Here is a 23055-nt window from a genome sequence, read left to right as displayed (position 1 = left end):
AATTACTCACTACCTTGGTTGAATAAAAACTGGCCTATTAATTCTTCTAGTACCAATGCTGACTTGGTATCTGTAATAGAATCGCCGTTAGCTAATGCTTTACTTTGAACACCAAATAAATCGTCAATGGCTTGATCTTGTTCGCTGTTCGCTACATCTTCGCCTAAGCATCGCTGTTTAGCTGAATCTGATGCGATAACGGGGTGAATCCCTAAATATTGTTCACCTAAAATACCCGAGGTTAAGATAGAGATGGAACTAGTGTCTGAAAAACGACACAAATACTGCGCATCAATGCTCATATTTACTACTGGTAAAAACTCTTGAGGATGCACATAAATTGACTCTACACGACCAATAACAACGCCGCCCACCTTAATGGGTGCACGTGTTTTTAATGATCCTATATTTTCAAACTTGGCGTTCAATGTGTAGGTTTCACCTGAGCCGCTAATACCCGAATTAGCCACTTTGAGCGCCAACATTGAAAATGCTAAAATGCCCAATGCTACAAAAAAACCAACTAAAATTTCTAATTTCCGTGAATTCATTATTTAATACCCTATTAGCTGGTAAACATTACCGCTGTCAAAATAAAGTCAAAACCTAATACCGCTAGTGATGAGTGCACCACTGTCTCTGTTGTTGCCTTGCTGATCCCCTCTGATGTGGGAACACAGTCATACCCTTTGTAAAGCGCAATCCAGGTAACAACAATCGCAAATACGATACTTTTAATTAAACCGTTTAGTATGTCTTTTTCAAACGACACCTGAGATTGCATAATTGACCAGAAACTTCCCGTATCAACGCCTAGCCAATCAACCCCCACTAAATGAGCACCAATAATAGCTACAGCAGAAAAAATAAGTGCCAACATTGGCATACTGATCAAACCAGCCCAAAACCGCGGCGCTATAATTCGTCTAAGCGGGTCAATGGCCATCATCTCAAGCGACGATAACTGTTCGGTGGCTTTCATTAAGCCAATTTCAGCGGTTAACGCACTGCCTGCCCTACCGGCAAATAATAACGCGGTTACTACCGGTCCAAGCTCACGTAATAAACTAAGTGCCACTAGAGGCCCTAGGCTGTCTTCAGCGCCATAATCAACTAAAACAGTATAGCCTTGCAGAGCCAATACCATGCCGATAAACAATCCTGATACAACAATGATCAATAATGACTGTGAGCCAACCATATATAATTGGCGCACGAGTAAGGGCGTGCCTTTTTTAAAATTGGGTACATGCCATAACGCACTTGCCAGCATTTGGGTTGAACGCCCCAGTGCAGCAAAACGGCCCAGCGTTTTATGGCCTATTTTTTGTAGTAAATCCAACATTACTGCTGCTCTCCTAACAGTTCATCTGCATAGGTTTGTGCTGGATAATGAAATGGCACTGGACCATCTGATAACCCTTTTAAAAACTGTTGAACAAGTGGTGATTCGTGTTCTCGCATCTGCTCTGGTGTGCCACTGCCTATAACGCCTTGATCAGCAATAATAATAACGTGGTCGGCAATACTCATTACTTCTGTCACATCGTGCGTGACAATTAAAGAAGATAAGCCAAGCACTTCGTTTAAAGATTTGATCAGCTTAACTAAAACCCCCATTGAAATAGGGTCTTGTCCTGCAAAAGGCTCATCATACATAATAAGTTCAGGATCAAGCGCTATAGAGCGAGCCAAAGCTGCACGACGTGCCATACCGCCAGATAACTCTGAAGGCATTAAATCTTTAGCACCACGTAAGCCAACAGCTTGTAGTTTCATTAATACCACTAAACGGATTAAATCTTCACTGAGCTGCGTGTGCTCTCGAATGGGGAATGCAATGTTATCGAACACCGACATATCAGTAAATAAGGCACCGCTTTGAAATAACATACTCATGCGTTTACGTGCCGCGTAGAGTTCTTTGCGCGACATAGCGACAATGCTGTCGTTTTTAAATAAAATATCACCGGAGTCTGGTTTAAGCTGGCCACCTATTAGGCGTAGCATCGTGGTTTTGCCAATTCCGCTTGGCCCCATAATGGCAGTAATTTTACCCTCAGGTACGTCAAAGCTCATATTTTTATATATGACCCTATCGCCTCTAGAAAAGGTAACATCCTTGACTTCTACTATTGATTGCGACAAGTCGCTCTCCATAACAATACTCTCTCATATTTCTATTTTAAGGGTTTTTTAACCAATATGGAAAAAACAATTCGTAAGATTTTGTAATAGTGTCGCAAAAAGAGTTATAAGGTTGATTCAAGCAGCCTTAACTTTGGCTTAAAATTGCATATAAAAAGCGCCAAAGAATACTTAAAATAACCGCCTAATGTATTACACCTTATTCTTTTATTTATACTTTTATGGTGGCTTTTGTTACTATTCGCACTATCTGAATTTACATTAATTGGCTTATCATAATGGTTACCTCGTTTGTCATTTTAATTCTTGGTTTTGCGGCTCTCGTATGGAGTGCAGACAGGTTTGTTTATGGTGCAGCAGCACTGGCTAAAAACTTTGGCGTGCCAACGCTAATTGTAGGTTTAACCGTGGTAGCTATGGGCTCTTCAGCGCCTGAAATGATGGTATCGGCTTCAGCAGCTTTGGCAAATAAAACCGATACTGCTGTGGGTAATGCAGTTGGTTCAAACATCACTAACATCTTATTAGTTTTAGGTATTACTGCCCTTTTAAGACCCTTATCAGTATCTTCAAGTACGTTAAAACGTGAAATTCCACTGGTACTGCTGGTCTCCATTGCAACTTGGTATATTTTTTCAGATAACTATTTTTCATTTTTTGAAGGTGCAGCCTTATTATTTGGCTTTGTTGTTTTTATTGGCGGACTTATTTTTGTCTCACTGCGAGCTAAAAACCAAGACGATCCGTTTGTGAGCGAAGCCTGTGACGAAGTACCTGACAACGTACCAACCAAAAAAGCTGTTTTTTGGCTGGTAGTGGGTATGATTTTACTGCCGGTTAGTTCACACTTTTTAGTTGGCTCAGCCGTTGATATCGCAAAATATTTTGGCTTAAGTGACTTAGTGATTGGTTTGACCATTATTGCTATAGGCACCAGCTTACCTGAACTTGCAGCTTCAATTGCAGGTGTACTTAAAAATGAAGATGACTTAGCGCTGGGTAACATAGTTGGTTCGAATATTTTTAATATTTTAGCGGTATTACCGCTGGCAGGATTAATTAATCCATCGGTTATCGATGCTTCGGTAGCTAACCGTGATGTTATTATTATGATTGGCGCAACCTTGGCGCTAATTGCTATGTCATTGAACTTTAGAGGTCAAAGACGTATCAATAGAATAGAAGGTGGCTTGCTCATCGTCGCATTTATGATTTACCAAGGTTATATTTTTAGTCAAGTAGGATAGCCCATGGCAACGCTAAACTTTATTCAACAAGGGTTACGTGTTCTAGAGATTGAACGCCAAGCACTCAGCGATATTACACAATACGTTAATGAAAGCTTTAACCAAGCCTGTCAATTAATGTATGACTGCCCAGGTCGTATTATTGTTATTGGCATGGGTAAATCAGGTCATATTGGTAACAAAATAGCCGCCACTCTTGCCAGTACCGGCAGCCCCGCATTTTTTGTTCACCCAGGTGAAGCAAGCCATGGTGATTTAGGAATGATCACAGCAAATGATGTGGTTATCCTCATTTCAAACTCTGGTGAAACCAGCGAAGTACTTAATATTATTCCGGTATTAAAGCGCATTGGTGCCAAAATGATTGCCATGACAGGCAACCAAGGCTCAACCATGGCAACATTGGCAAATGTGCATGTGTGTATTAAAGTTGAACAAGAAGCCTGCTCATTGGGCTTAGCACCTACTGCAAGTACCACTGCCACACTCGCTATGGGTGATGCCATGGCGGTGGCATTATTAGAAGCACGTGGCTTTACTGCTGATGATTTTGCACTATCGCACCCTGGTGGTAGCTTAGGCAAGCGATTACTCTTAACTCTTAAAGATGTTATGCACAGTGGTGCTGATACGCCTATCATTAACGAGACGCAAACGATTAAAGATGCCTTAATTGAAATGTCGGCCAAAGGACTCGGCATGACCGCTATTGTTGATAGTGACCAGCAATTATCAGGCCTGTTTACCGATGGCGATTTACGCCGTATTTTAGAGCAACGTATTGACATTCATAGCACTGAAATTAATGTTGTAATGACCAAGTCGTGTACTACAGCCACCCAAGACATGCTCGCGGCTGAAGCGTTAAATATTATGGAACAAAAACGTATTAATGGCTTAATTGTAATTAATGAGCATAATCAACCGATTGGCGCACTAAATATGCAAGACTTACTTAAAGCGGGGGTGCTATAAATGCAATTTGAAGATCTCTATCAACCGTTAAGTGATGATGCGAAGGCGCGCGCAAAAAAAGTAAAGCTATTAATTTGTGATATTGATGGTGTATTTTCTGATGGGCGTATTTACCTTGGAAACCAAGGTGAAGAACTCAAAGCATTTAACACCAAAGACGGATTTGGTATCAAAGCCCTGATTAACAGCGGTTTTGAAGTCGCTGTGATCACCGGGCGCCATTCTCATATAGTGCAGCAACGTATGAGCAGTTTAACCGTACAACATATATATCAAGGCCAAGAAGACAAACTTATAGCCTATCAAGAATTAAAACAAAAATTAGCGCTTAGCGATGATCAAATTGCTTATATAGGTGATGATGGTCCAGACATGCCAGTAATGGAGCAAGTCGGTTTTGCGGTTGCCGTAAACGATGCTCATCCACTTATTAAACGTTTATCACATTATGTAACCCAACTACCCGGCGGTTTTGGTGCGGTAAGAGAGCTGACAGACTTACTTATGCTCGAAAATAGCAAGCCACTAACTAGCCAAGGAACGAGTTCATGAATGTAGCGCGCATTATACTGAGCGTTTTATTCATAAGCTGTATGGTTTGGCTCTGGTATCCTTATTTTACTAAGGTTGATATTACTGCAAGCGAAGAAACACAAGTTATTGCTAAGCCTGATTATACCGCTATTGAGCTAAAACAAACGGCTTATGATGAACAAGGTAAAATAAGCCACAAAGTAACTGCGGTAAAAATGGAGTTATACCAACAACTTGGTTTTACCTTTTTTGAAAAACCTATATTTACGTTATACAACGAGCAGCAAACATGGCGTATTAACGCTGATGAGGCCACCCTCTACGACGATCGTCAACTCGTATTAGAGGGCAATGTAAAAGCGCTAAATTTAGCCGATAACGCCATGATCGATACGATCACAGCCGATAGCATCAATGTAGATATAAAACTACTCACTATGCAGTCAGAGCAGCCTGTCGTTATTACAGGACCTAATTTAAAAATCACAGGCAAAGGCCTTGAGGCCGATTTAAAAACCGAAGTGATTAAACTTATTAACCATACGCGAACCCTATATTATGACCAATAACCTATTTAAAATTCTAATTGTTCCTTCATTACTGATTGCATTTCATAGCCATGCAGAGGAAACCACTGAAGCTCCTGCGGCTAATCAAATCTCAATTAGTGCTGACAGGCAGGAAGGTCAATTAAAAGAAAACGTGGGCATTTTTGAGAAAAATGTTGAAATTATTCATGGTAATCGCCGTATCACAGCTGACCGTTTAGAAGTGCATAAACGCGATGACTTAGGCGATAACAAGCAATTATTAATTGCCACAGGCAGCCCTGCATATTTTGAAGAAACACAAGCAGATGGCACCATCATGAGTGCCAGTGCGAATGAAGTACGTTACGATGTTTCGCAACGTTTTTTAACCTTAATCGGCGATGCCAGTATTGCTCAAGCAGGTCAAAAAATAACTGCTAAAAGTATCACCTACGATATAGAGCAGCAGTTAATTAGCGCAGAAAAAGACGAAAACTCAACAGACCGTGTACACACTATTTTAGTGCCTGTTGAAAACAAAAAAGAAGACGATAAAGGCCAACCATGAGCACATTAAAAGCAGAGCTATTAGCGAAAAGCTATAAAGGCCGTGAAGTGGTGAAAAACGTTGGTCTAGAAGTTGAAGCAGGCAGCATTGTCGGCTTACTTGGCCCCAATGGCGCAGGTAAAACCACGACCTTTTACATGATTGTAGGCCTTGTACCGAGCGATAAAGGTAAAATATCAATCGATGATCAAGATATCACTTTATTACCAATGCACAGTCGAGCTCGCCTAGGGATAGGATATTTACCACAAGAATCATCTATTTTTAGAAAGCTGACGGTTTATCAAAACTTAATGGCTATATTAGAAACACGTAAAGGGCTCAATAAGCAACAACGTGAAGATACCTTAAATAATTTACTTGATGAATTTAGTATTCAGCATATTCGTGACAGCCAAGGTATGGCTCTGTCAGGTGGTGAGCGTCGCCGTGTTGAAATTGCGCGAGCATTAGCAGCAAATCCTAAATTTATACTACTAGACGAACCCTTTGCAGGGGTTGATCCTATCTCTGTATTAGATATTAAAAAGATTATAGAGCACCTTAAAAACCGAGGAATTGGCGTATTGATTACAGATCACAACGTCCGCGAAACACTTGATGTTTGTGAAAAAGCCTACATAGTTTCTCATGGGGAGTTAATTGCATCAGGCACTCCAGAATATGTATTAAACGATAAAACAGTACGCGATGTTTATTTGGGCGAGCAGTTCAAGCTCTAATATGTGTGTTATTCCACTAAGCATCTGCTAAGATTAATCATACTAATTTAAAAGGATTGTTAGAGATAAATGAGGCAATCATTACAGCTGCGCATGGGCCAGCAACTTACAATGACTCCACAGTTGCAACAAGCAATTCGCTTATTGCAGCTCAGTACATTGGATCTCCAGCAAGAAATTCAAGAAGCACTCGATAGTAATCCCTTGCTTGAAGTTGAAGAACAAGATTACAGTGAAGATGCTGCGGGTAAAAACGAACAAAAAGCCGATACCGATGAATCAACGCTAAGTGCTTCAGCTGATGAAAAACCTAGCGAATATGAGCAAGATAGCGGCGAAGCCATGACCAAAGACACCATTAGCGATGATATGGCAATGGATGTTACATGGGATGAATACATGAGCGCAGCACCTGCCTCTTCCTCGGGACCAATGCCTGAAGATGAATCAATTTATCAAGGCTCTTCAACTGAAACGCTGCATGAATATTTAATGTGGCAATTGCAACTGACGCCATTTAGCCCAACAGATGAAGCCATCGCGATTGCAATCGTAGAAGCTGTGGACGATTCTGGTATTTTAACCCTTAGCTGTGAAGAAATATTAGAAAGTTTTAATCAAGAAAACGACATAGAAGATGAAGTTGAACTTGATGAAATAGAAGCCGTTTTAAAGCGTATTCAGTTATTTGATCCGGTAGGAATAGCCGCGCGTAGTTTACAAGAGTGTTTGTGTATTCAACTAAATCAGTTTGACCAAGACACGCCTTTTTTAAACGAAACAAAAATGATCTTAACCGATCACATTGACTTACTGGCTGCGCGTGATTATCGCACGTTAATGAAAAAAACTAAGCTCAAAGAAGATGAGCTTAAAGAAGTCATGACGTTAATTCACACGCTTAGCCCAAAACCCGCTGACACTATTGTTAGAGAAGAGTCTGAGTACGTTATTCCTGATGTGTCGGTTAAAAAAGTGAAAGGCCGTTGGGTGGTTGAACTAAACCCAGATAGCATGCCTAAAATTAGGGTAAACAGCCAATATGCAGCTATGTCGCGTACGGTTAAATCAAGCGGCGATAGCCAGTTTATTCGCTCACACTTACAAGAAGCTAAATGGTTTATAAAAAGCTTAGAAAGTAGAAACGACACACTGCTTAAAGTAACTAACTGTATTGTGCAACAACAACAGGCCTTTTTTGAACATGGTCCTGAGGCGATGAAGCCTATGGTACTTAATGACGTGGCCGAAATGGTAGAAATGCACGAATCGACTATTTCACGTGTTACTACGCAAAAATACATGCACACACCACGCGGTATTTTTGAGCTTAAATATTTCTTTTCAAGCCATGTAAGCACTGAAAATGGTGGCGAATGTTCATCGACAGCAATACGCGCATTAATTAAAAAATTAATCGCTGCAGAAAACTCAGCTAAACCATTGAGTGATAGTAAAATTGCAGATATATTGGCTGAGCAAGGAATTAAAGTAGCAAGGAGAACTATTGCAAAGTATCGCGAATCTCTAGCTATTCCCCCGTCAAATCAACGTAAAAGTTTGATTTAAGGCGTACAACAAAGAGGAAAATGTTTATGCAACTGAATTTAACTGGTCGCCATGTAGATATTACCGACTCGCTTAGAGACTACGTAAATAGTAAATTTTCGAAGTTACAGAGGCACACTGATCACATAACGAATGTGCACGTTATTCTCGATGTAGAAAAACTAAACCAAAAAGCCGAAGCAACCGTTCATGTTAGTGGCGCTGAGATTTTTGCTTCTACTGAACACCAAGATATGTATGCCGCTATAGACTCGCTGATTGACAAGCTAGATCGTCAAGTAATTAAACACAAAGAGAAACTTGCTCGACACTAACACTATGAAATTAAGCTCACTTATCTGTCAGGACTGCAGTAAAGCTGCGGTCCTTTTTAATAGTAAAAAAAGAATTTTAGAATTTATCAGTGAATTGGCTCACAATAAACTGCCCTATTTAACACAACAAGATATTCTTAACGCGTTAACCGCCAGAGAAAAACTAGGGAGTACAGGTATAGGTCGAGGAATTGCAATTCCTCATGGTCGTATGAGTGGTGTACAAGAGCCTCTTGCTCTTATATTAGTGAGCGAAACGGCTATTAATTTTGATGCGATAGATAACAGACCGGTCGACATTTTTGTTGCCTTAATTGTACCTGATGGTGACAATAAGCAGCATTTAAAAACCTTAGCCACTATAGCAGAAAAGCTCAACGATAAAGAATTTTGTAAGCAATTACGAGCGGCAAAATCCGACAATGAGCTGTATCAAGTAATTGTAAGTCAACCGTAGTAACAATTAAGGGTGATAAATGGAATTAATAATTATAAGTGGTCGCTCAGGTTCTGGTAAATCTGTTGCGCTGCGTGTTGTTGAGGATTTAGGTTATTATTGTGTAGATAATATTCCTTTAAATTTATTACCATCTCTTGTTCGTAGTGTTTCCGACAGCTACAACAAAATAGCCGTAAGTGTTGATGTGCGTAATTTACCTAAAGAGCAGCAACAGTTTAATGAAATCATTGAATATTTACCTGGTTTTACTAAGCCAACGGTGTTTTATTTAGACAGTGACGATCAAACCTTAATTAAACGCTTTTCAGAGACACGGCGCCTTCACCCTCTTTCGATTGACTCACTGCCACTTGATTTAGCAATAAAAAAAGAAAAACAACTCCTTGATGTGCTCATTAACCGTGCCGATTATATGATTGATACTACGGATTTAAGTGTGCATCAGCTGGCTGAATCTATTCGTGAAAAAATACTCGGTAAAAAAGACAAACAACTGATCATTACCTTTGAGTCATTTGGTTTTAAGCACGGTATACCCAAAGAAGCAGATTATGTATTTGACGCTCGCTTTTTACCAAACCCGCATTGGGAGCCTGAACTTAAGCCACTCACAGGGCTAGATCAACCAGTAAAAGACTACCTAGCCAGCCACAGCATAGTACAAAAATTTACATGGCAAATTCAAACATTCGTGCAAACATGGCTGCCTCATTTAGAAAGAAATAACCGCAGCTATTTGACTATTGCAATTGGCTGCACCGGTGGGCAACACCGCTCTGTTTATTTAGCGCAAACCATTGGCGAAAGCTTTGCAATGAGCCATCCTAATGTAAAAATTCGCCACCGAGAACAAGAATAATACCGAGTGAGAACATGTCATGCGCTTAGAAAATACATTTTTAATAAAAAACAAATTAGGATTACACGCTAGAGCGGCGACAGTATTAGCTCAGCTTTCTGTGCAATTTGATGCCACAATCACTTTATTTCAAGATGACAAACAAGCCGCTGGCGATAGCGTGCTGGCACTTATGTTACTCGAAAGCAGCCAAGGCAAAGAAGTTAAGGTGGTATGCGAAGGCCCCGACGCTGAGCCTGCACTTAGCGCAATAGGTGAACTCATCGACCAACGATTTAATGAGCAAGAATAAAAAAGTTCATTATTAACTCATCATCCTAAACTTAGATTAATAGTGGTTGAGGTAGTTTACTGATATAAAGTAAGATAAAGCAATACCCCATCATCGTGTAATAAAATTTAATTAAGGACGCCAATGCCTGAAGCTTTAGAACAAGATATTCCACTACAACAACTAAAACAGGTGACTAAGTCACTAAATAGTGGTCAATTTGTTCAAGTTAGGCGCATGCTAGCAAAAACGGCACCTTGTGATACCGCACTTCTTTTAGAATCATCTCCCCATAAAATTCGTCGTATGCTCTGGCAACTGGTTGATCCTGATGTACAAGGTGATGTGCTTGAAGAGCTGTCTGAAGATGTACGTTTGGGCATTATTGCGCAAATGGCACCCGAGCACATTGCTGCTGCAACCGAAGACATGGGCCATGATGATTTAGGGGAAGTACTACGTAGCCTACCTGACACTGTTTTTAAAGATGTTGTTAGCGCTATGGATATTCAAGATAGAGAACGTGCAACGCAGGCTTTATCGTATCAAGAGCGCTCTGCTGGCGCATTGATGAATATAGATACCGTTACTATTCGCCCCGATGTGACTCTAGATGTGGTACTACGTTATATTCGCTTACGCGGCGAATTACCTGAGGGTACAGATGACTTATATGTGGTTGATGAAAATAACTGCTTTTTAGGCGCCCTATCGCTGAGTACTTTATTAACTAATCCCCCTGAAAAAATTGTTCATGAGTTAATGGATGAAGACTGTGAGTCTATTCCTATTTCAATGGATGAGAGCGAAGTTGCACAATTGTTTGAGCGTCATAACTGGATATCGGCACCGGTTGTTGATGACAACGCACACTTGCTTGGGCGGATCACCATTGATGATATCGTTGATGTTATTCGTGAAGACGCTGAGCACAGTTTACTGGGTTTAGCGGGTTTAGATGATGAAGAAGATACCTTTGCACCTGTGTTAAAAAGCTCTAAAAAGCGCTCAATTTGGCTGGGTGTAAACTTACTAACTGCATTGCTGGCTGCAATTGTGGCGAGCTTTTTTGAAAACACCTTAGCTATATTACCAATTCTTGCTGTGCTCAATGGTATTGTTCCGTCAATGGGTGGGGTTGCAGGCAGCCAAACCTTAACTTTGGTTATTCGCGGTATCGCGGTGGGCCATATCAACCAAACTAACCAACGTTTTTTATTATTAAAAGAACTCGCTATCGGCGCGATTAACGGTATGGTTTGGTCTATCCTAATTGCCGGTGTCGTTGCGCTTTGGCAATGGGATTTCAAACTCGGTGGTGTTTTAGCGTTTGCTATGTTTATGAATTTAGTTGCAGCAGGTATTGCGGGTGCTAGTATCCCACTATTGCTTAAAAAAATGAAAATAGATCCAGCACTTGCAGGCAGTGTGGTACTAACCACAGTAACTGATATTGTTGGTATATTTGCCTTCTTAGGTACTGCGACTTGGTTATTGATTTAGGCTCTAATCTTTTTATAAACAAAAGCACCGCGTCAATACGCGGTGTTTTTGTTTAAGCCGATAGTTACTTTACATAAGTTAAGGCTACTTAGCGCGCTGGCGATTACCACCTACCTTAGGTTTAGTGTTGGCTTTTTTAAACTGGCTAAAGCCAGTATGACGAGTAAGCGCAGGACGACCGCCCTTATTACCTTTTACGCCTTTAGTTTGTCTTTCATCTCGCCCTTCTTCTGGCACTAAACAATTTGGACCTTTACCAATGAGTTTAGCTTTGCCCATGTTACGCAGGGCTTCGCGGATCATTGGCCAACCGGCAGGATCGTGATAGCGTAAAATTGCTTTATGCAAACGACGTTGACGCGCGCCCTTAGGCACAGCAACTTGCTCAGTATTATTTTTAATATTACGAAGCGAGTTCATTTCAGTATGATAAATGGTGGTCGCATTAGCCATAGGTGACGGATAAAAGTTTTGCACCTGATCAAGCTTAAAGTCATTCGATTTCAGCCACAAAGCCATATTAACCATGTCTTCGTCTTTAGTCCCTGGGTGAGCAGAAATAAAGTATGGAATTAAATACTGCTTTTTACCCGCTTCTTTAGAGTACTTATCAAATAGCGCTTTAAATTCATCGTAGGCACCCATACCCGGCTTCATCATTTTAGATAATGGACCATCTTCAGTGTGCTCAGGTGCTATTTTTAAATATCCACCAACATGATGGGTTACTAGCTCTTTAACGTAACGAGGATCACGTACAGCAAGGTCATAACGCACGCCCGAAGCAATTAAGATCTTTTTGATCCCTTTAACCTCACGCGCCTTTTTATATAAATCGATAGTCGGGGTATGGTCAGTATCCATATGCTTACAAATATCAGGATACACACACGACAAGCGACGGCACGTACTCTCTGCTTTTTTACTGGTACAACGCAGTTTATACATATTTGCAGTTGGCCCACCTAAATCAGAGATAACCCCAGTAAAGCCTGGCACTTTATCTCTAATTTGTTCAATTTCTTCAATAATTGATTCTTGAGAACGGCTTTGAATTATTCGCCCTTCATGCTCGGTAATGGAACAAAACGAACAGCCGCCAAAACAACCGCGCATTATATTTACCGACGTTTTAATCATATCGTAAGCAGGAATTTTAGCGTCGCCATAACTTGGGTGCGGAATGCGCTGATACGGTAAACCAAACACATCATCCATTTCTTGGGTTTCAAGTGGATAAGCTGGCGGGTTCACCCAAATAGAGCGATCGCCATGACGCTGAAACAACGCTCTTGCACAACCAGGGTTGGTTTCTTGGTGCAAAATACGCGATGCATGAGCATATAATGGTTTATTAACACTGACCTGCTCAAAAGCAGGTAACTTAACGTAAGTTTTTTCCCATGGCTTAGGGCGCGCAGGTTGGATGATAATTGGTTTTGCAGCTTCGGCTTTTAAATCAATACCCGCTTGCTTAAATTCTGATTTAGCACAGCCAACATCATCCGCGCCATAAGGATTAGGAATAGGATCTATTTTACCAATTTTATCAATGGCTGTTGAGTCACTGCCACGCCAACCGGGTAAAGGCTCTTTACGAATAACTGCCGTGCCTCTCACATCTTGTATGGTATCTATGGTTTCACCCGCAGCGATACGGTGCGCTACTTCAACTAACGGGCGTTCGGCATTACCATAGATTAAAATATCGCCTTTAGCGTCAAATAATACGCTACGACGTACTTTTTCTTGCCAATAGTCATAATGAGCAATACGACGCAAGCTGGCTTCAATGCCCCCTAACACGAGCGGCACATCTTTATAGGCTTCACGACAACGTTGTGAGTATATGATCACGGCGCGATCGGGGCGTTTACCGCCGACATTTCCTGGTGTGTATGCATCATCATGGCGCATTCGTTTTTCAGCGGTGTAACGATTGATCATCGAGTCCATATTACCGGCTGTAATACCAAAAAATAAGTTAGGCTTACCCAATGCCATAAAGGCATCTTTAGAGTTCCAATCAGGCTGAGCAATAATGCCCACTCTGAACCCCTGCGCTTCAAGCACACGGCCAATTACGGCCATCCCAAAACTAGGATGGTCTACATAAGCATCACCGCTAATAATAATAATATCGCAGCTATCCCAGCCAAGCGCGTCCATTTCTTCGCGTGTTGTTGGTAAAAATGGAGCTGTGCCATAACACTCAGCCCAATACTTGGGATATGAGAATAAGGCGCGATCAGCTTTTAATGTGCTCATAAAATTGGCCGTTCAATAACAAAAGGCGCGAATTATACCCTATCGACATCCCCGTTGATATAGCACAAAATGAAAGCGCTGATTAAAAATTGTTTACCTTTATTGCATTACTAAAACTAATAAATCATCTAAACTTATTACGGCTAATGTCTGCTTTTGAAATAATACAAGGTAGATAAAATAGATCAAAAGCAACCGCGACTTCGTTAAACTATTAAATAATTAATAATTGATAGACGCTGTAAATTAAAATAGATGAGGAATACCTATTAAACTACTTAAAAAAATAATGCAGTTTTCAATCATTTTACTCTTGGTTTTTGTTATCGTTGGATTATTGTTACCACAAAATTATCATGTGCAAAAAAGTATAAAGATTAACGCACGCGCTCCCGCAATAAAGTCATTAGTGGAGGACTTTACCCAGTGGTATAAATGGTCGCCGTGGCAACAAATAGACCCTAACATTAAGTTTAATATTGGAGAACCGAGCTCTGGCGCAGGAGCCTACCAATCTTGGGAAGGTAAATGGGGCAAAGGCGAAATGACAATATCGGCATTAAGCGATAATGAAGTTGTATTTAGTGTGTTATTTAATCAAGAGCATATTATCACTAGCAAATTGCTATTTAGCCCGCACACAAAAACCGTCACGTGGCAAATAGAAGGACAAGCAACGATGCCGCTTATTTCTGGGTACGTTGCTATATTTGCTGAAAATATATTAGGTAATATAGTGACCCTAGGGCTAAATAACTTAAAAACAGTCGCTCAACTCAGTGATGCACAAGCAATAATGGAAAGCCATGACAGTCAAAACCGCACAAGCCAGGATTAAACTTGCCAATATTATTGAGTCACTGCTAGGTTACTCAGTCACAAAAGTGAGTAATACGCCTGCCATTGATGAAAAAACCTATAATCCTCAAAGTAAAGCCAAATCGCTTTATAGTATTAATAGCGAGCATTCAATTTTAGCGCGTGCTCAAAAAAGACAAGACTTACTACTGATTAAACAGCAACAAAATATTGAGACTATTTTAGCCTTAGCAATGGAGTTTTGTCCTGATGTTGCTTGCGCTAAACAGCCCGATGCTGATTGGGTGGAGCACTTTATAGCCTTATGTGAAGATACCTCAAATCAATCTATGCAAGTGTTGTGGGCAAAAATTTTTACTGGTGAAACCATTAGCCCAGGTACTTTTTCTATTAAAAGTTTACAAACACTCAAGCACATGACCCAGCGCGAAGCCGATTCATTAAGAAAGTGCGTGTCTATTTCTGGGTATAACGAAAAGGATAGTAGCCACCTAATATTCTTGGGGTATTACAAAAAACCCTCATTATTTGATTTACTAGGTAAAGGTAATAAAGTGTCATTAAGCATAGGTAAAAGCGGTGTAAGCTTTCCTGATGTATTAACCTTAATGGATTTAAATTTGTTATACCGTAAAGAGATTGAATCCGCTGCATTAAAAGCAGGACAAGAGATCACCCTCTCCTTTTTGACTCAAAAACTAACTTTAAAAGCAAAAAGTAACGACTTAGTATTGAGTTATTATAAGTTTACTCAAACAGGTGATGAACTATTTAGATTAATGAACTACCCAATTAATAAAGTGTACAAACAGTTAATTGGTGCAGCATTTGAAGGGGAATTTGAATTAGTGTGGCATGCTTCAAAGTAACTAAAAAAGCCACACGAGGTGGCTTTTCGAAAAGTCGGTGCTTAAAAATGAACTTGTATGCCCGCAAATGGGCCTGATGCATCAATATCAGTATTAATATCATCGACATCATCAAGTTCTAAAACCATAGAGCGGTAGCCCGCTTTAACCGCAACATCAACGGCTAGGTTATCAATAAACTCCCAAGCAATACCCATTTGGTAATCTTGTACTTTACTGTCATCTATGGCTAAAAAGCTGCCTTCAGCAAAAACACTTAAACCACTAAATGGTAAACCCGCTTCAAAACGTCCATATACTAACGGCACAACACCAGAGAACTCTTCGATTTCAGTAAAGTTAGCGCCACCTTGTTGTGATGTACCTGTTACAACAAGCTCACCATCAAACTGCTTAGCATTAAGACCTAAATCAATTGAGATTAAATCGTTATCAAAAATCTCGTAGTAAAGAATATAATCAATATGCGATAAGTCAGTCACTGAATTAACACCTGTGCCTACAACATAATCAGTGCCGTTAAAGCTAAATGTGTCTTCAAGCACTGTTGAACCGGTTAATTCAAGCTCAGTGTATTTTAACTTTAAGTTTGGCACTAATGGCACTGGGTGCTCAAGCGCAGCGTAATAACTGACAAAAGTTTCATCTTTAAAGTTGAAGTTTTGCAGGGCGTTATTGTTATCAGAAAAGCTACCGTCATTATCTGCTTTCCAACCATCAACCCCTACATATAAGCCTAATACAGTGTCGGCTTGTGCTACAGGAGCTAAACATGCCATTGATAAGGCTGCTGCTATACAATACTTTTTCATTTTTTATCCTTGCGCTAATAATTCACTAAGTTCAATCAGTGCCGCATTGGCTCTAGAAATATAATTTGCCATAACAAGTGAATGGTTGGCGACATAACCAAATCCATTACCGTTTAAAATCATTGGGCTCCATACCGTTTCTTGGGTTGCTTCAAGCTCGCGTATAATTTGTTGCAAGCTGACACGGGCGTTCTTTTTATCAAGCACATCGGCAAAATCATATTCAACCGCCTGTAAAAAGTGCAGTAAAGCCCAAGTAGCACCACGTGACTCATAAAATACATCATCAATTTCCCACCATGATGTTTTTATTTGTTGTTGTAAAGGCGTATAGGTGGCCTGTGTATTTGAAGAGTTACCGGCGAGGTCAGTGTTAACTTTATCTTGACCCACGCTTGCACTTAAACGCTGACTTAAGCTGCCTAAACGCTTTTCAGCTTCTTTTAACCAACTGCGTAGGTTATCTGCACGAGAGTAAAATTGGCTATCGCGCTCATGCTGATTGGCTATTTGAGAACGATATACCATTAAATAATCAATTCCTTTTTGGTATTCACCCTCAGCACTTGGCCATGCCCATGCTTCAGAGCTGATATTAAATTGTGGCTGAGCTTTTTTGAGCGCTTCGTGTTCAGTTGATTGCGATTGTGAGCGGCTAAAATCTTTTCGCATAGACAACGCTAAATCACGCACCATTTCCAGCGCACCATACTCCCAGGCCGGCATATTGTCCATTATTACGCTCGGTGGTAGCACATCATTTGATAAGTAACCGCCTGATTTAGTTAAAAGCGTATCAGCTACAGTGATGAGTGTTGAAGTTGTTACATAACCTGTGACTAGTTTTTCACTGCGTTGCTGCGCTTGTTGCTTAGCATTTTGCACAACATCAAAACGTGAAGGCTCTATACTCCAGTATACTGCAATGGCGTAAAACACGACAAATAACAGTACCAGTGCCGTTATTATTTTTCCTTTATGCTGTGACATTTATCCTCCTAATGATGACTATGATCTTTCGATGCTTTTACCGACTCTGCTTGTGAGGCTAACGAAACGACTTTTGCATTGGTAAATACTCGGTTCCCGTCTTCAAAATATAGCGTGAGTTTACGTTCTTGACCTACTTTTAACGGTTCTTGTGGTTCAAACACCATTAAATGATAGCTGCCTGGCTTAAAATCGAGTTGTTGGTGAGCTTTAATAAGCAATGATTCGACTTTTTGCATTTTCATCATACCGTCAGCGTGAACGTGCTCATGAATTTCAACACGCCCTAGACCATCAATTGTCGCTTTAGTCAACGTTGCTGGTACATTGCTGTGGTTTTTAATACTAAAGTAAGCCACACTGGCTTTGGTTGCCGGCAAAAACTCTCTTACTTGCGCATGTGTTACTTGTAGCTGCGCAACAACACTATCGTGTTCATGTCCTTCGTGCGCCATTAACGAAGACGAAAAAACCCCCACCATTAATGCACTTGCTATCAAAATACATTGTTTAATCATCGGTAAAATCCTTGTTAAAACAAAAAAATATAGTTTAAATTTATCATAATTCCCCTATGTTAGGCAGCTAATTTAAGCTCAAGAGACGACTTTTTTGTTATCTGCGATTAACCAACACAGCCCTGCTACAAACAATAACGGCCAAGCAATCATCAATGATCCGAATAAAAAAGCTAAAATAGTACCAGCCAGTGCCACCATCGCCGCGCCAACTAACCCCATCGTCACTAAAGCAACAATCGCAATAACAACGATAATAGCAACTAACGCACCAATGAGCTCTATACCTGTCCAGCTAATATCTGAGATCCATAGCGGAAACTGCCACACATCAAAGTGAATAATTGAACCGCTATTAATTAAAAACAACGCAAAAATAACTAGGCACACGACGAATGTTTTCATGCTGCTCTCCTTACACTGCTTTTTCTTCAAGGCAACAGTGAGCAATTAAATAACCTAGCGCCACTGCAAACGGAAAGCTTAAAAATAATAAAACGGTCACTAAGCGAGTAGACCATACCGGAAAGTCTAGTCGGTAAGCTAACCCACTACAGACGCCTGATATTTTTTTGTTAAGCGTGTTTTTGTACCAACGACGGTGTGTATTAAAACTATTCATAACAATCTCCTTAAGCTGTTTGTTTATTAGCAGTATTTAAACTTGCTTTTAAACTAGTCAGTTCTACATCAATTTTTTCATTTTTAACCAGTGACTCAATTTGCATAGCTGTATTGCTCGCAGTATCTGTGAGCTCATACGCTTCAACTTGCGACTCTACACTTTCAACGCGGCGCTCTATTTGCTCAAATCGTGATAAGGCAAAAGCCACTTTATCGCTTTGTAGTTGCGTATTTATTTTTGCCCTTGCTTCAACTACGTTTTCACGCTTTGTAAGTTGTGCTTGTTTTGCTTTTGCCTCCATCATTTTGTGTTGTAAGCGCTCGCAGTCTTCTGTGATTTTTACAATTGATTGCTGCAATGTTTCAAGCTGCGTTTGCAAGCACCCTATGCTTTGTTCAACTGTGTGTTTTTCGGCTAATGCTGATTTAGCTAAATCGTCACGATTTTTTGCCACAGCATGCTCAGCTTTTAATTGCCAATTTGCGAGCGCTTGCTGTTTGTTACTTATTTGTCGTTTAATGCTCTTTTCTTCACATAAAAGTGCAGCTGCCGTACTACGACACTCATTAAGCGCTTCTTGCATTTCAGTAAGCATTAAATTGAGTAATTTCTCTGAGTTTTCTGCTTTATCAAGCATAGCTACGATATTTGCTTGAATGACGTCGTTTACGCGGTTAAATATACCCATGTTATTCTCCTGATGATTTTTATTTATACATCAACAGGATTCCAAGAGTTATGCCAACAACTTAAAATAGTTTTATTTTAATTAAATATCATGTAGTTAGGTTATTTCAAGTAGGTAAATTAATGACTCATCACTGAATGGAGTTAAGTCGAATTGGCTAATAAATTAAACTTTTGACCAAAATTTGGGTTCAAAAAAAGCCACCTGAGGTGGCTTTTTTCTATACAGAGGATCTGTTATTCGGGTACGTAACTTAGTGCTTTATCCATAACACCTAGATCAGCTTGCTTGCCATGGCCATTTTCAGATAAATGGCGTCTAAAACCACGCGCACCGGGTTGTCCCTGAAAAATACCTAACATATGGCGAGCAACATGCCAAAAGTTAGCGCCTAAACGCATCTCTTCTTCAATGTAATCATACATAGAGCGCACAACATCATGACGTGACTGAGTATTAGCAGCGTCACCATATATTTTTTCATCCACTTCATTTAGCATAAATGGATTACTGTAAGCCTCTCGCCCAACCATCACCCCATCTATGTACTGTAAATGCTCAAGACTTTGCTCAATGGTTTTAACACCGCCATTAATACTTAAATCAAGTTGTGGATAATCTTTTTTAAGCTGGTAAACACGGGGGTAATCAAGCGGTGGTACTTCGCGGTTTTCTTTTGGGCTCAACCCTTTTAGCCATGCTTTACGGGCATGAATAATAAAATCATCACAGCCTACTTTATGCGATGCTTCAATAAGCGCACATAAAAATTCATAGGAGTCTTGCTCATCAATACCAATGCGCGTTTTTACCGTAACAGGAATACTGACTTCACTTTTCATTGCAGCAACACACTCTGCCACAAGCTCGGGCTCTGCCATTAAACAGGCACCAAAACGCCCATTTTGCACACGATCAGACGGACAGCCTACGTTAAGGTTTATTTCATCATAACCGCGCTCACCTGCAAGCTTGGCACACTGTGCTAGCGCTTGCGGATCTGAGCCCCCCAGCTGCAGCGCTACTGGGCCTTCGTGTTGATTAAAATGCAAATAGTCACCACGACCAAATAAAATAGCCCCTGTGGTGATCATTTCAGTGTAGAGCACGGTGTGCTTTGTCATTTTACGATGAAACGTACGACAATGGCGATCAGTCCAATCAAGCATTGGGGCAACAGAAAAGCGTCGATTTAAAGTACGTTTATCCAAAATGTAGTCCTCAAAAATTTATAATTTAAGCACAGCTTAAACGGCGCTGCATTTTACACAAAAGCCCCATGCGCAGCAATGTTAAGCAAACACCTGCAAGCCAAAGTATTGTGCGATACCATTTAAAATATTCGTTACTGCGACTGAGCTTAAAATTAACCCCATAATTCGGCTAATAATACTTGCCCCGCTATCACCTATTATTTTATGTACCTGCGTAGCAAGTAATAACAAAATAAGTACCACCACTAAAACGGCCAGCATCATTGATGAGGTAATCATTTGTTCAACCCAAGTATATTCTTCATTACGCGTCATTAATACCGCACCTAACATAGCGCCAGGGCTTGCAATTGAGGGTATAGCCAGCGGAAAAATAGCGGTTTCAGTGCTATCGCGAACACTTTTAATTTCAGCTTCGGGTTTACTTTCACCAAACGTCATGGAGAGTGCAAAAATTAATAAGATCAAGCCACCGGCTATTTGAAATGCCGATAGTGGAATCTCAATCACATTGAGTAATTGCTCACCGGCAACCACAAAAAATAACAGTACTAAAGCAGATACACCCACTGCCTTAAAAATCACTTTACGCTTAAACTTGTCGTCATCACCCCGAGTTACGGCGATAAAAACCGGAATTGTGCCGATTGGATCGATAACTGCAAAAAAGAAAATAAATGTGGCTAATAGTTCATGCATTAATGAATACCTTTTCACAAAAGCGGTTAATAAATCGCTGCAACTACAATACAGTATGTTAGTATATCACGGCAAAGTAAGGATGAGAGAAGATGAATATAGAATCACTCGTAAATAAAGCAAAACAAGTATGCGACAACCGTGGTGCGCGATTCACACCTATTCGCGAAAAGGTATTTCGTTTATTAGCAAGCGCTCAAGGTGGTGTGGGTGCATACGATTTGCTAGAGCAATTAAAAGTCACTGAAACAGGCGCAAAACCTGCAACAATTTATCGTGCTTTAGACTTTTTAGCAGAACTCGGTTTTATTCATAAAATTGAAAGCACTAACGCATTCATGTTGTGTCATCACTTTGATCATATTCATCCTGTTCAATTACTAATTTGCGATACATGTGGGTTTGTTAAAGAGCTGCATTCAACAGTAATTTCACATGAGCTCAATAACTTAGCAGCGGAAAGTGGTTTTGTAGTTTCTGGGCAAACCATAGAAGCACACGGTAAATGTGACGCTTGTCGAGCATAGCTGAGCGACTATAGCTATACTTTACGTATCCCCCCTATCAGTACCAATTTAAGGATATTTAATATGAATGTAGAGTTCATTAATCCCTTTTTATCTTCTTTGATGAATGTATTGAGCACCATGGCTAAAACTCAGTTAAAACCAGGTAAACCTCGCATTAAAACCGATGAAGTAGCCTGTGGTGATGTATCGGGATTAATTGGTATGGTTGGCCCCCAAACTCGTGGTTCATTTTCAATAACCTTCGACGAAAGTTTAGCGCTGACTATAATGGAACGTATGTTAGGTGAGAGACCTAACAGCGTAAATGAAGAAGTCACAGACATGGTCGGCGAAATAACCAATATGGTCACCGGTGGTGCTAAAAACCTATTAGGTGAAAAAGGCTATGACTTTGCCATGGCAACCCCCATTGTTGTGTCTGGTAAAAACCATACCATTACGCATAAAAGTGACGGCAAAAAAATTATTATGCCATTTACCAGTGATGCAGGTAATGCAAACATTGAAGTGAGCTTCGATAAGCTATGAGCTGGTCGCAAACCACGATTACATTAAAGCCTCGCTCGCGGGGCTTTCACTTAATTGATAACGACATACTGACTAAACTCCCACAGCTGAGCCAACTAAAAATAGGTTTATTACACTTATTTATTCAACACACCTCTGCCAGCTTAACCATTAATGAAAATGCCGATCCGACCGTGCGTATGGATATGGAAAGTCACTTCAATCAGTTTGTACCTGAGCGCCAGCCTTATTATCGTCATGACTATGAGGGCGATGATGATATGCCTGCTCATATTAAAACCAGCACTTTAGGTTGCGAGTTAATGATACCTATTAATAATGGTCAATTAGCGCTGGGGACTTGGCAAGGAATATACTTAGGCGAACATCGCGACCATGGCGGGGCTAGGCGTATTATTGCCACTTTGCAAGGCGAAACGTTTTAGAGCTAGGTTTTATAACACAGATCGTTCGCATCCATTGAGCACTTCAAATCGATAAAAATTATATAAATTAAATTTATAATGATTCACGTGTGGATTATTGTTTGCTATTTGAAAATGAATATCTGGAAAGTAAATAAGATTGGAGCGGTACACGAGGCTCGAACTCGTGACCTCGACCTTGGCAAGGTCGCGCTCTACCAACTGAGCTAGTGCCGCATTCAAAATAGTCAGTAATTTGTCTGTTGGTGCGCGACAAGTCGCGTCCTACATTCTGGCAACTGAGCTAGTGCCGCATTCAAATTTGTCAGTAATTTGTCCGTTGGTGCGAGACACGTGTACTGGTACTATCTGTCATATGATAATATTACTC

The 23055-nt window shown here is 40.4% G+C and carries 29 protein-coding genes and 1 tRNA gene; 17 read left to right on the top strand and 13 right to left on the bottom strand.

All coding sequences use genetic code 11. From position 1 onward, the window contains the following. Positions 1-2 precede the first annotated feature (2 nt). The 3 genes from mlaD to CWC30_RS10635 are packed head-to-tail and all read right to left on the bottom strand — an operon-like array spanning position 3 to position 2160. A complete protein-coding gene (gene mlaD, locus CWC30_RS10645; RefSeq protein WP_069438865.1) occupies positions 3-551 on the bottom strand; it encodes an outer membrane lipid asymmetry maintenance protein MlaD in 549 nt (182 codons plus the stop codon). Positions 552-565: 14 nt separating this feature from the next. Then, the gene (mlaE, locus tag CWC30_RS10640; RefSeq protein WP_013463989.1) at positions 566-1345 is read right to left on the bottom strand and encodes a lipid asymmetry maintenance ABC transporter permease subunit MlaE; all 780 of its coding nucleotides are present in this window, start codon (positions 1343-1345) and stop codon (positions 566-568) included. Further along, the gene (locus CWC30_RS10635; RefSeq protein ID WP_013463988.1) at positions 1345-2160 is read right to left on the bottom strand and encodes an ATP-binding cassette domain-containing protein; all 816 of its coding nucleotides are present in this window, start codon (positions 2158-2160) and stop codon (positions 1345-1347) included. Before CWC30_RS10635 ends, mlaE begins: the two co-directional genes overlap by 1 nt. Positions 2161-2426: 266 nt before the next feature. Here CWC30_RS10635 and CWC30_RS10630 point away from each other — a divergent pair, with 266 nt between their 5' ends. From CWC30_RS10630 to mgtE, 12 genes are all read left to right on the top strand, one after another. Then, positions 2427-3395, top strand: a complete 969-nt coding sequence (locus CWC30_RS10630; RefSeq protein ID WP_033104260.1) for a calcium/sodium antiporter — start codon at positions 2427-2429, stop codon at positions 3393-3395. Between the two features lie 3 nt (positions 3396-3398). Then, on the top strand, positions 3399-4370 hold the full coding sequence (locus CWC30_RS10625; protein ID WP_069438864.1) for a KpsF/GutQ family sugar-phosphate isomerase: 972 nt from the start codon (positions 3399-3401) through the stop codon (positions 4368-4370). After that, positions 4371-4922 (top strand): 3-deoxy-manno-octulosonate-8-phosphatase KdsC, encoded by a 552-nt coding sequence (kdsC, locus tag CWC30_RS10620; RefSeq protein WP_036981223.1) that lies wholly within the window; start codon positions 4371-4373, stop codon positions 4920-4922. It begins immediately after the preceding gene. Further along, on the top strand, positions 4919-5473 hold the full coding sequence (gene lptC, locus CWC30_RS10615) for an LPS export ABC transporter periplasmic protein LptC (RefSeq protein ID WP_138627053.1): 555 nt from the start codon (positions 4919-4921) through the stop codon (positions 5471-5473). The genes kdsC and lptC overlap by 4 nt, the downstream gene beginning before the upstream one ends. Then, the gene (lptA, locus tag CWC30_RS10610) at positions 5463-6002 is read left to right on the top strand and encodes a lipopolysaccharide transport periplasmic protein LptA (RefSeq protein WP_010390566.1); all 540 of its coding nucleotides are present in this window, start codon (positions 5463-5465) and stop codon (positions 6000-6002) included. Before lptC ends, lptA begins: the two co-directional genes overlap by 11 nt. After that, positions 5999-6724: an LPS export ABC transporter ATP-binding protein gene (gene lptB, locus CWC30_RS10605; RefSeq protein ID WP_010390565.1), complete on the top strand. Its 726-nt coding sequence runs from the start codon at positions 5999-6001 to the stop codon at positions 6722-6724. The genes lptA and lptB overlap by 4 nt, the downstream gene beginning before the upstream one ends. Positions 6725-6793: 69 nt before the next feature. Continuing rightward, on the top strand, positions 6794-8293 hold the full coding sequence (locus CWC30_RS10600; protein ID WP_138627052.1) for an RNA polymerase factor sigma-54: 1500 nt from the start codon (positions 6794-6796) through the stop codon (positions 8291-8293). A gap of 26 nt (positions 8294-8319) precedes the next feature. Continuing rightward, positions 8320-8607, top strand: a complete 288-nt coding sequence (gene hpf, locus CWC30_RS10595) for a ribosome hibernation promoting factor (RefSeq protein ID WP_010390562.1) — start codon at positions 8320-8322, stop codon at positions 8605-8607. Between the two features lie 4 nt (positions 8608-8611). Further along, complete coding sequence (gene ptsN, locus CWC30_RS10590; RefSeq protein WP_010390560.1) at positions 8612-9064, top strand: PTS IIA-like nitrogen regulatory protein PtsN; 453 nt, start codon at positions 8612-8614, stop codon at positions 9062-9064. Positions 9065-9083: 19 nt separating this feature from the next. After that, positions 9084-9926, top strand: coding sequence for an RNase adapter RapZ (gene rapZ / locus CWC30_RS10585; protein ID WP_010390558.1), 843 nt, complete (start codon positions 9084-9086; stop codon positions 9924-9926). 19 nt (positions 9927-9945) lie between these two features. Then, positions 9946-10218, top strand: a complete 273-nt coding sequence (locus CWC30_RS10580; RefSeq protein WP_013463979.1) for an HPr family phosphocarrier protein — start codon at positions 9946-9948, stop codon at positions 10216-10218. Positions 10219-10341: 123 nt separating this feature from the next. Further along, on the top strand, positions 10342-11700 hold the full coding sequence (mgtE, locus tag CWC30_RS10575; RefSeq protein WP_138627051.1) for a magnesium transporter: 1359 nt from the start codon (positions 10342-10344) through the stop codon (positions 11698-11700). A gap of 84 nt (positions 11701-11784) precedes the next feature. Here mgtE and CWC30_RS10570 read toward each other — a convergent pair whose 3' ends face one another. Continuing rightward, positions 11785-13968 (bottom strand): YgiQ family radical SAM protein, encoded by a 2184-nt coding sequence (locus CWC30_RS10570; protein WP_138627050.1) that lies wholly within the window; start codon positions 13966-13968, stop codon positions 11785-11787. 289 nt (positions 13969-14257) lie between these two features. Here CWC30_RS10570 and CWC30_RS10565 point away from each other — a divergent pair, with 289 nt between their 5' ends. Together CWC30_RS10565 and CWC30_RS10560 are read left to right on the top strand one after the other, a co-directional pair. Continuing rightward, the gene (locus CWC30_RS10565) at positions 14258-14806 is read left to right on the top strand and encodes an SRPBCC family protein (protein ID WP_069438860.1); all 549 of its coding nucleotides are present in this window, start codon (positions 14258-14260) and stop codon (positions 14804-14806) included. After that, positions 14775-15656 (top strand): TIGR03899 family protein, encoded by an 882-nt coding sequence (locus tag CWC30_RS10560; protein ID WP_069438859.1) that lies wholly within the window; start codon positions 14775-14777, stop codon positions 15654-15656. The genes CWC30_RS10565 and CWC30_RS10560 overlap by 32 nt, the downstream gene beginning before the upstream one ends. A gap of 41 nt (positions 15657-15697) precedes the next feature. Here CWC30_RS10560 and CWC30_RS10555 read toward each other — a convergent pair whose 3' ends face one another. From CWC30_RS10555 to CWC30_RS10520, 8 genes are all read right to left on the bottom strand, one after another. Continuing rightward, positions 15698-16468 (bottom strand): TIGR04219 family outer membrane beta-barrel protein, encoded by a 771-nt coding sequence (locus tag CWC30_RS10555; RefSeq protein ID WP_036981206.1) that lies wholly within the window; start codon positions 16466-16468, stop codon positions 15698-15700. A gap of 3 nt (positions 16469-16471) precedes the next feature. Beyond that, positions 16472-17458 (bottom strand): DUF2333 family protein, encoded by a 987-nt coding sequence (locus CWC30_RS10550; protein WP_013463973.1) that lies wholly within the window; start codon positions 17456-17458, stop codon positions 16472-16474. A gap of 8 nt (positions 17459-17466) precedes the next feature. After that, positions 17467-17976: a copper chaperone PCu(A)C gene (locus tag CWC30_RS10545; RefSeq protein WP_138627049.1), complete on the bottom strand. Its 510-nt coding sequence runs from the start codon at positions 17974-17976 to the stop codon at positions 17467-17469. A gap of 78 nt (positions 17977-18054) precedes the next feature. Beyond that, positions 18055-18381 (bottom strand): hypothetical protein, encoded by a 327-nt coding sequence (locus tag CWC30_RS10540; protein ID WP_069438857.1) that lies wholly within the window; start codon positions 18379-18381, stop codon positions 18055-18057. A gap of 10 nt (positions 18382-18391) precedes the next feature. Continuing rightward, positions 18392-18598, bottom strand: coding sequence for a PspC domain-containing protein (locus CWC30_RS10535; protein WP_013463970.1), 207 nt, complete (start codon positions 18596-18598; stop codon positions 18392-18394). Between the two features lie 10 nt (positions 18599-18608). Further along, positions 18609-19289, bottom strand: coding sequence for a PspA/IM30 family protein (locus tag CWC30_RS10530; RefSeq protein ID WP_138627048.1), 681 nt, complete (start codon positions 19287-19289; stop codon positions 18609-18611). Positions 19290-19525: 236 nt separating this feature from the next. After that, entirely contained in the window at positions 19526-20458 is a 933-nt protein-coding gene (dusA, locus tag CWC30_RS10525) for a tRNA dihydrouridine(20/20a) synthase DusA (RefSeq protein WP_249929851.1), read from the bottom strand. Between the two features lie 123 nt (positions 20459-20581). After that, positions 20582-21202, bottom strand: coding sequence for a MarC family protein (locus CWC30_RS10520; RefSeq protein WP_036981200.1), 621 nt, complete (start codon positions 21200-21202; stop codon positions 20582-20584). A 92-nt stretch (positions 21203-21294) separates the two neighbouring features. Between CWC30_RS10520 and CWC30_RS10515 the strand changes: the two genes are divergently transcribed. From CWC30_RS10515 to CWC30_RS10505, 3 genes are all read left to right on the top strand, one after another. Then, positions 21295-21729 carry a transcriptional repressor gene (locus CWC30_RS10515; protein WP_036981198.1) on the top strand — a complete coding sequence of 145 codons (435 nt, stop codon included), beginning with the start codon at positions 21295-21297 and terminating at the stop codon, positions 21727-21729. 63 nt (positions 21730-21792) lie between these two features. Continuing rightward, the gene (locus CWC30_RS10510) at positions 21793-22260 is read left to right on the top strand and encodes a chemotaxis protein CheX (protein WP_036981196.1); all 468 of its coding nucleotides are present in this window, start codon (positions 21793-21795) and stop codon (positions 22258-22260) included. Further along, positions 22257-22685: a secondary thiamine-phosphate synthase enzyme YjbQ gene (locus CWC30_RS10505; protein ID WP_069438855.1), complete on the top strand. Its 429-nt coding sequence runs from the start codon at positions 22257-22259 to the stop codon at positions 22683-22685. The genes CWC30_RS10510 and CWC30_RS10505 overlap by 4 nt, the downstream gene beginning before the upstream one ends. Positions 22686-22825: 140 nt before the next feature. Here the strand turns inward: CWC30_RS10505 and CWC30_RS10500 are convergent. Then, a tRNA-Gly gene (locus tag CWC30_RS10500) sits at positions 22826-22901 on the bottom strand. Positions 22902-23055: the final 154 nt, after the last annotated feature.

The organism is Pseudoalteromonas sp. S4741 (genome assembly GCF_005886135.1).
GTDB classification, from domain to species: Bacteria; Pseudomonadota; Gammaproteobacteria; order Enterobacterales; family Alteromonadaceae; genus Pseudoalteromonas; species Pseudoalteromonas tetraodonis.
This window is presented reverse-complemented; position numbering and strand designations above follow the sequence as displayed.

Bases quoted from the DNA above. Each gene is read 5' to 3' on its own strand.
- CWC30_RS10550 (WP_013463973.1), bottom strand. From the start codon at position 17,458: ATGTCACAGCATAAAGGAAAAATAATAACGGCACTGGTACTGTTATTT.
- mgtE (WP_138627051.1), top strand. From the start codon at position 10,342: ATGCCTGAAGCTTTAGAACAAGATATTCCACTACAACAACTAAAACAG.
- lptC (WP_138627053.1), top strand. From the start codon at position 4,919: ATGAATGTAGCGCGCATTATACTGAGCGTTTTATTCATAAGCTGTATG.
- ptsN (WP_010390560.1), top strand. From the start codon at position 8,612: ATGAAATTAAGCTCACTTATCTGTCAGGACTGCAGTAAAGCTGCGGTC.
- CWC30_RS10535 (WP_013463970.1), bottom strand. From the start codon at position 18,598: ATGAATAGTTTTAATACACACCGTCGTTGGTACAAAAACACGCTTAAC.
- CWC30_RS10520 (WP_036981200.1), bottom strand. From the start codon at position 21,202: ATGCATGAACTATTAGCCACATTTATTTTCTTTTTTGCAGTTATCGAT.
- CWC30_RS10630 (WP_033104260.1), top strand. From the start codon at position 2,427: ATGGTTACCTCGTTTGTCATTTTAATTCTTGGTTTTGCGGCTCTCGTA.
- dusA (WP_249929851.1), bottom strand. From the start codon at position 20,458: ATGCTTGATTGGACTGATCGCCATTGTCGTACGTTTCATCGTAAAATG.
- lptA (WP_010390566.1), top strand. From the start codon at position 5,463: ATGACCAATAACCTATTTAAAATTCTAATTGTTCCTTCATTACTGATT.
- CWC30_RS10540 (WP_069438857.1), bottom strand. From the start codon at position 18,381: ATGAAAACATTCGTCGTGTGCCTAGTTATTTTTGCGTTGTTTTTAATT.
- CWC30_RS10625 (WP_069438864.1), top strand. From the start codon at position 3,399: ATGGCAACGCTAAACTTTATTCAACAAGGGTTACGTGTTCTAGAGATT.
- CWC30_RS10600 (WP_138627052.1), top strand. From the start codon at position 6,794: ATGAGGCAATCATTACAGCTGCGCATGGGCCAGCAACTTACAATGACT.
- CWC30_RS10635 (WP_013463988.1), bottom strand. From the start codon at position 2,160: ATGGAGAGCGACTTGTCGCAATCAATAGTAGAAGTCAAGGATGTTACC.
- CWC30_RS10570 (WP_138627050.1), bottom strand. From the start codon at position 13,968: ATGAGCACATTAAAAGCTGATCGCGCCTTATTCTCATATCCCAAGTAT.
- CWC30_RS10580 (WP_013463979.1), top strand. From the start codon at position 9,946: ATGCGCTTAGAAAATACATTTTTAATAAAAAACAAATTAGGATTACAC.
- CWC30_RS10560 (WP_069438859.1), top strand. From the start codon at position 14,775: ATGACAGTCAAAACCGCACAAGCCAGGATTAAACTTGCCAATATTATT.
- CWC30_RS10565 (WP_069438860.1), top strand. From the start codon at position 14,258: ATGCAGTTTTCAATCATTTTACTCTTGGTTTTTGTTATCGTTGGATTA.
- CWC30_RS10510 (WP_036981196.1), top strand. From the start codon at position 21,793: ATGAATGTAGAGTTCATTAATCCCTTTTTATCTTCTTTGATGAATGTA.
- CWC30_RS10555 (WP_036981206.1), bottom strand. From the start codon at position 16,468: ATGAAAAAGTATTGTATAGCAGCAGCCTTATCAATGGCATGTTTAGCT.
- CWC30_RS10505 (WP_069438855.1), top strand. From the start codon at position 22,257: ATGAGCTGGTCGCAAACCACGATTACATTAAAGCCTCGCTCGCGGGGC.
- mlaD (WP_069438865.1), bottom strand. From the start codon at position 551: ATGAATTCACGGAAATTAGAAATTTTAGTTGGTTTTTTTGTAGCATTG.
- rapZ (WP_010390558.1), top strand. From the start codon at position 9,084: ATGGAATTAATAATTATAAGTGGTCGCTCAGGTTCTGGTAAATCTGTT.
- mlaE (WP_013463989.1), bottom strand. From the start codon at position 1,345: ATGTTGGATTTACTACAAAAAATAGGCCATAAAACGCTGGGCCGTTTT.
- CWC30_RS10545 (WP_138627049.1), bottom strand. From the start codon at position 17,976: ATGATTAAACAATGTATTTTGATAGCAAGTGCATTAATGGTGGGGGTT.
- lptB (WP_010390565.1), top strand. From the start codon at position 5,999: ATGAGCACATTAAAAGCAGAGCTATTAGCGAAAAGCTATAAAGGCCGT.
- CWC30_RS10530 (WP_138627048.1), bottom strand. From the start codon at position 19,289: ATGGGTATATTTAACCGCGTAAACGACGTCATTCAAGCAAATATCGTA.
- hpf (WP_010390562.1), top strand. From the start codon at position 8,320: ATGCAACTGAATTTAACTGGTCGCCATGTAGATATTACCGACTCGCTT.
- kdsC (WP_036981223.1), top strand. From the start codon at position 4,371: ATGCAATTTGAAGATCTCTATCAACCGTTAAGTGATGATGCGAAGGCG.
- CWC30_RS10515 (WP_036981198.1), top strand. From the start codon at position 21,295: ATGAATATAGAATCACTCGTAAATAAAGCAAAACAAGTATGCGACAAC.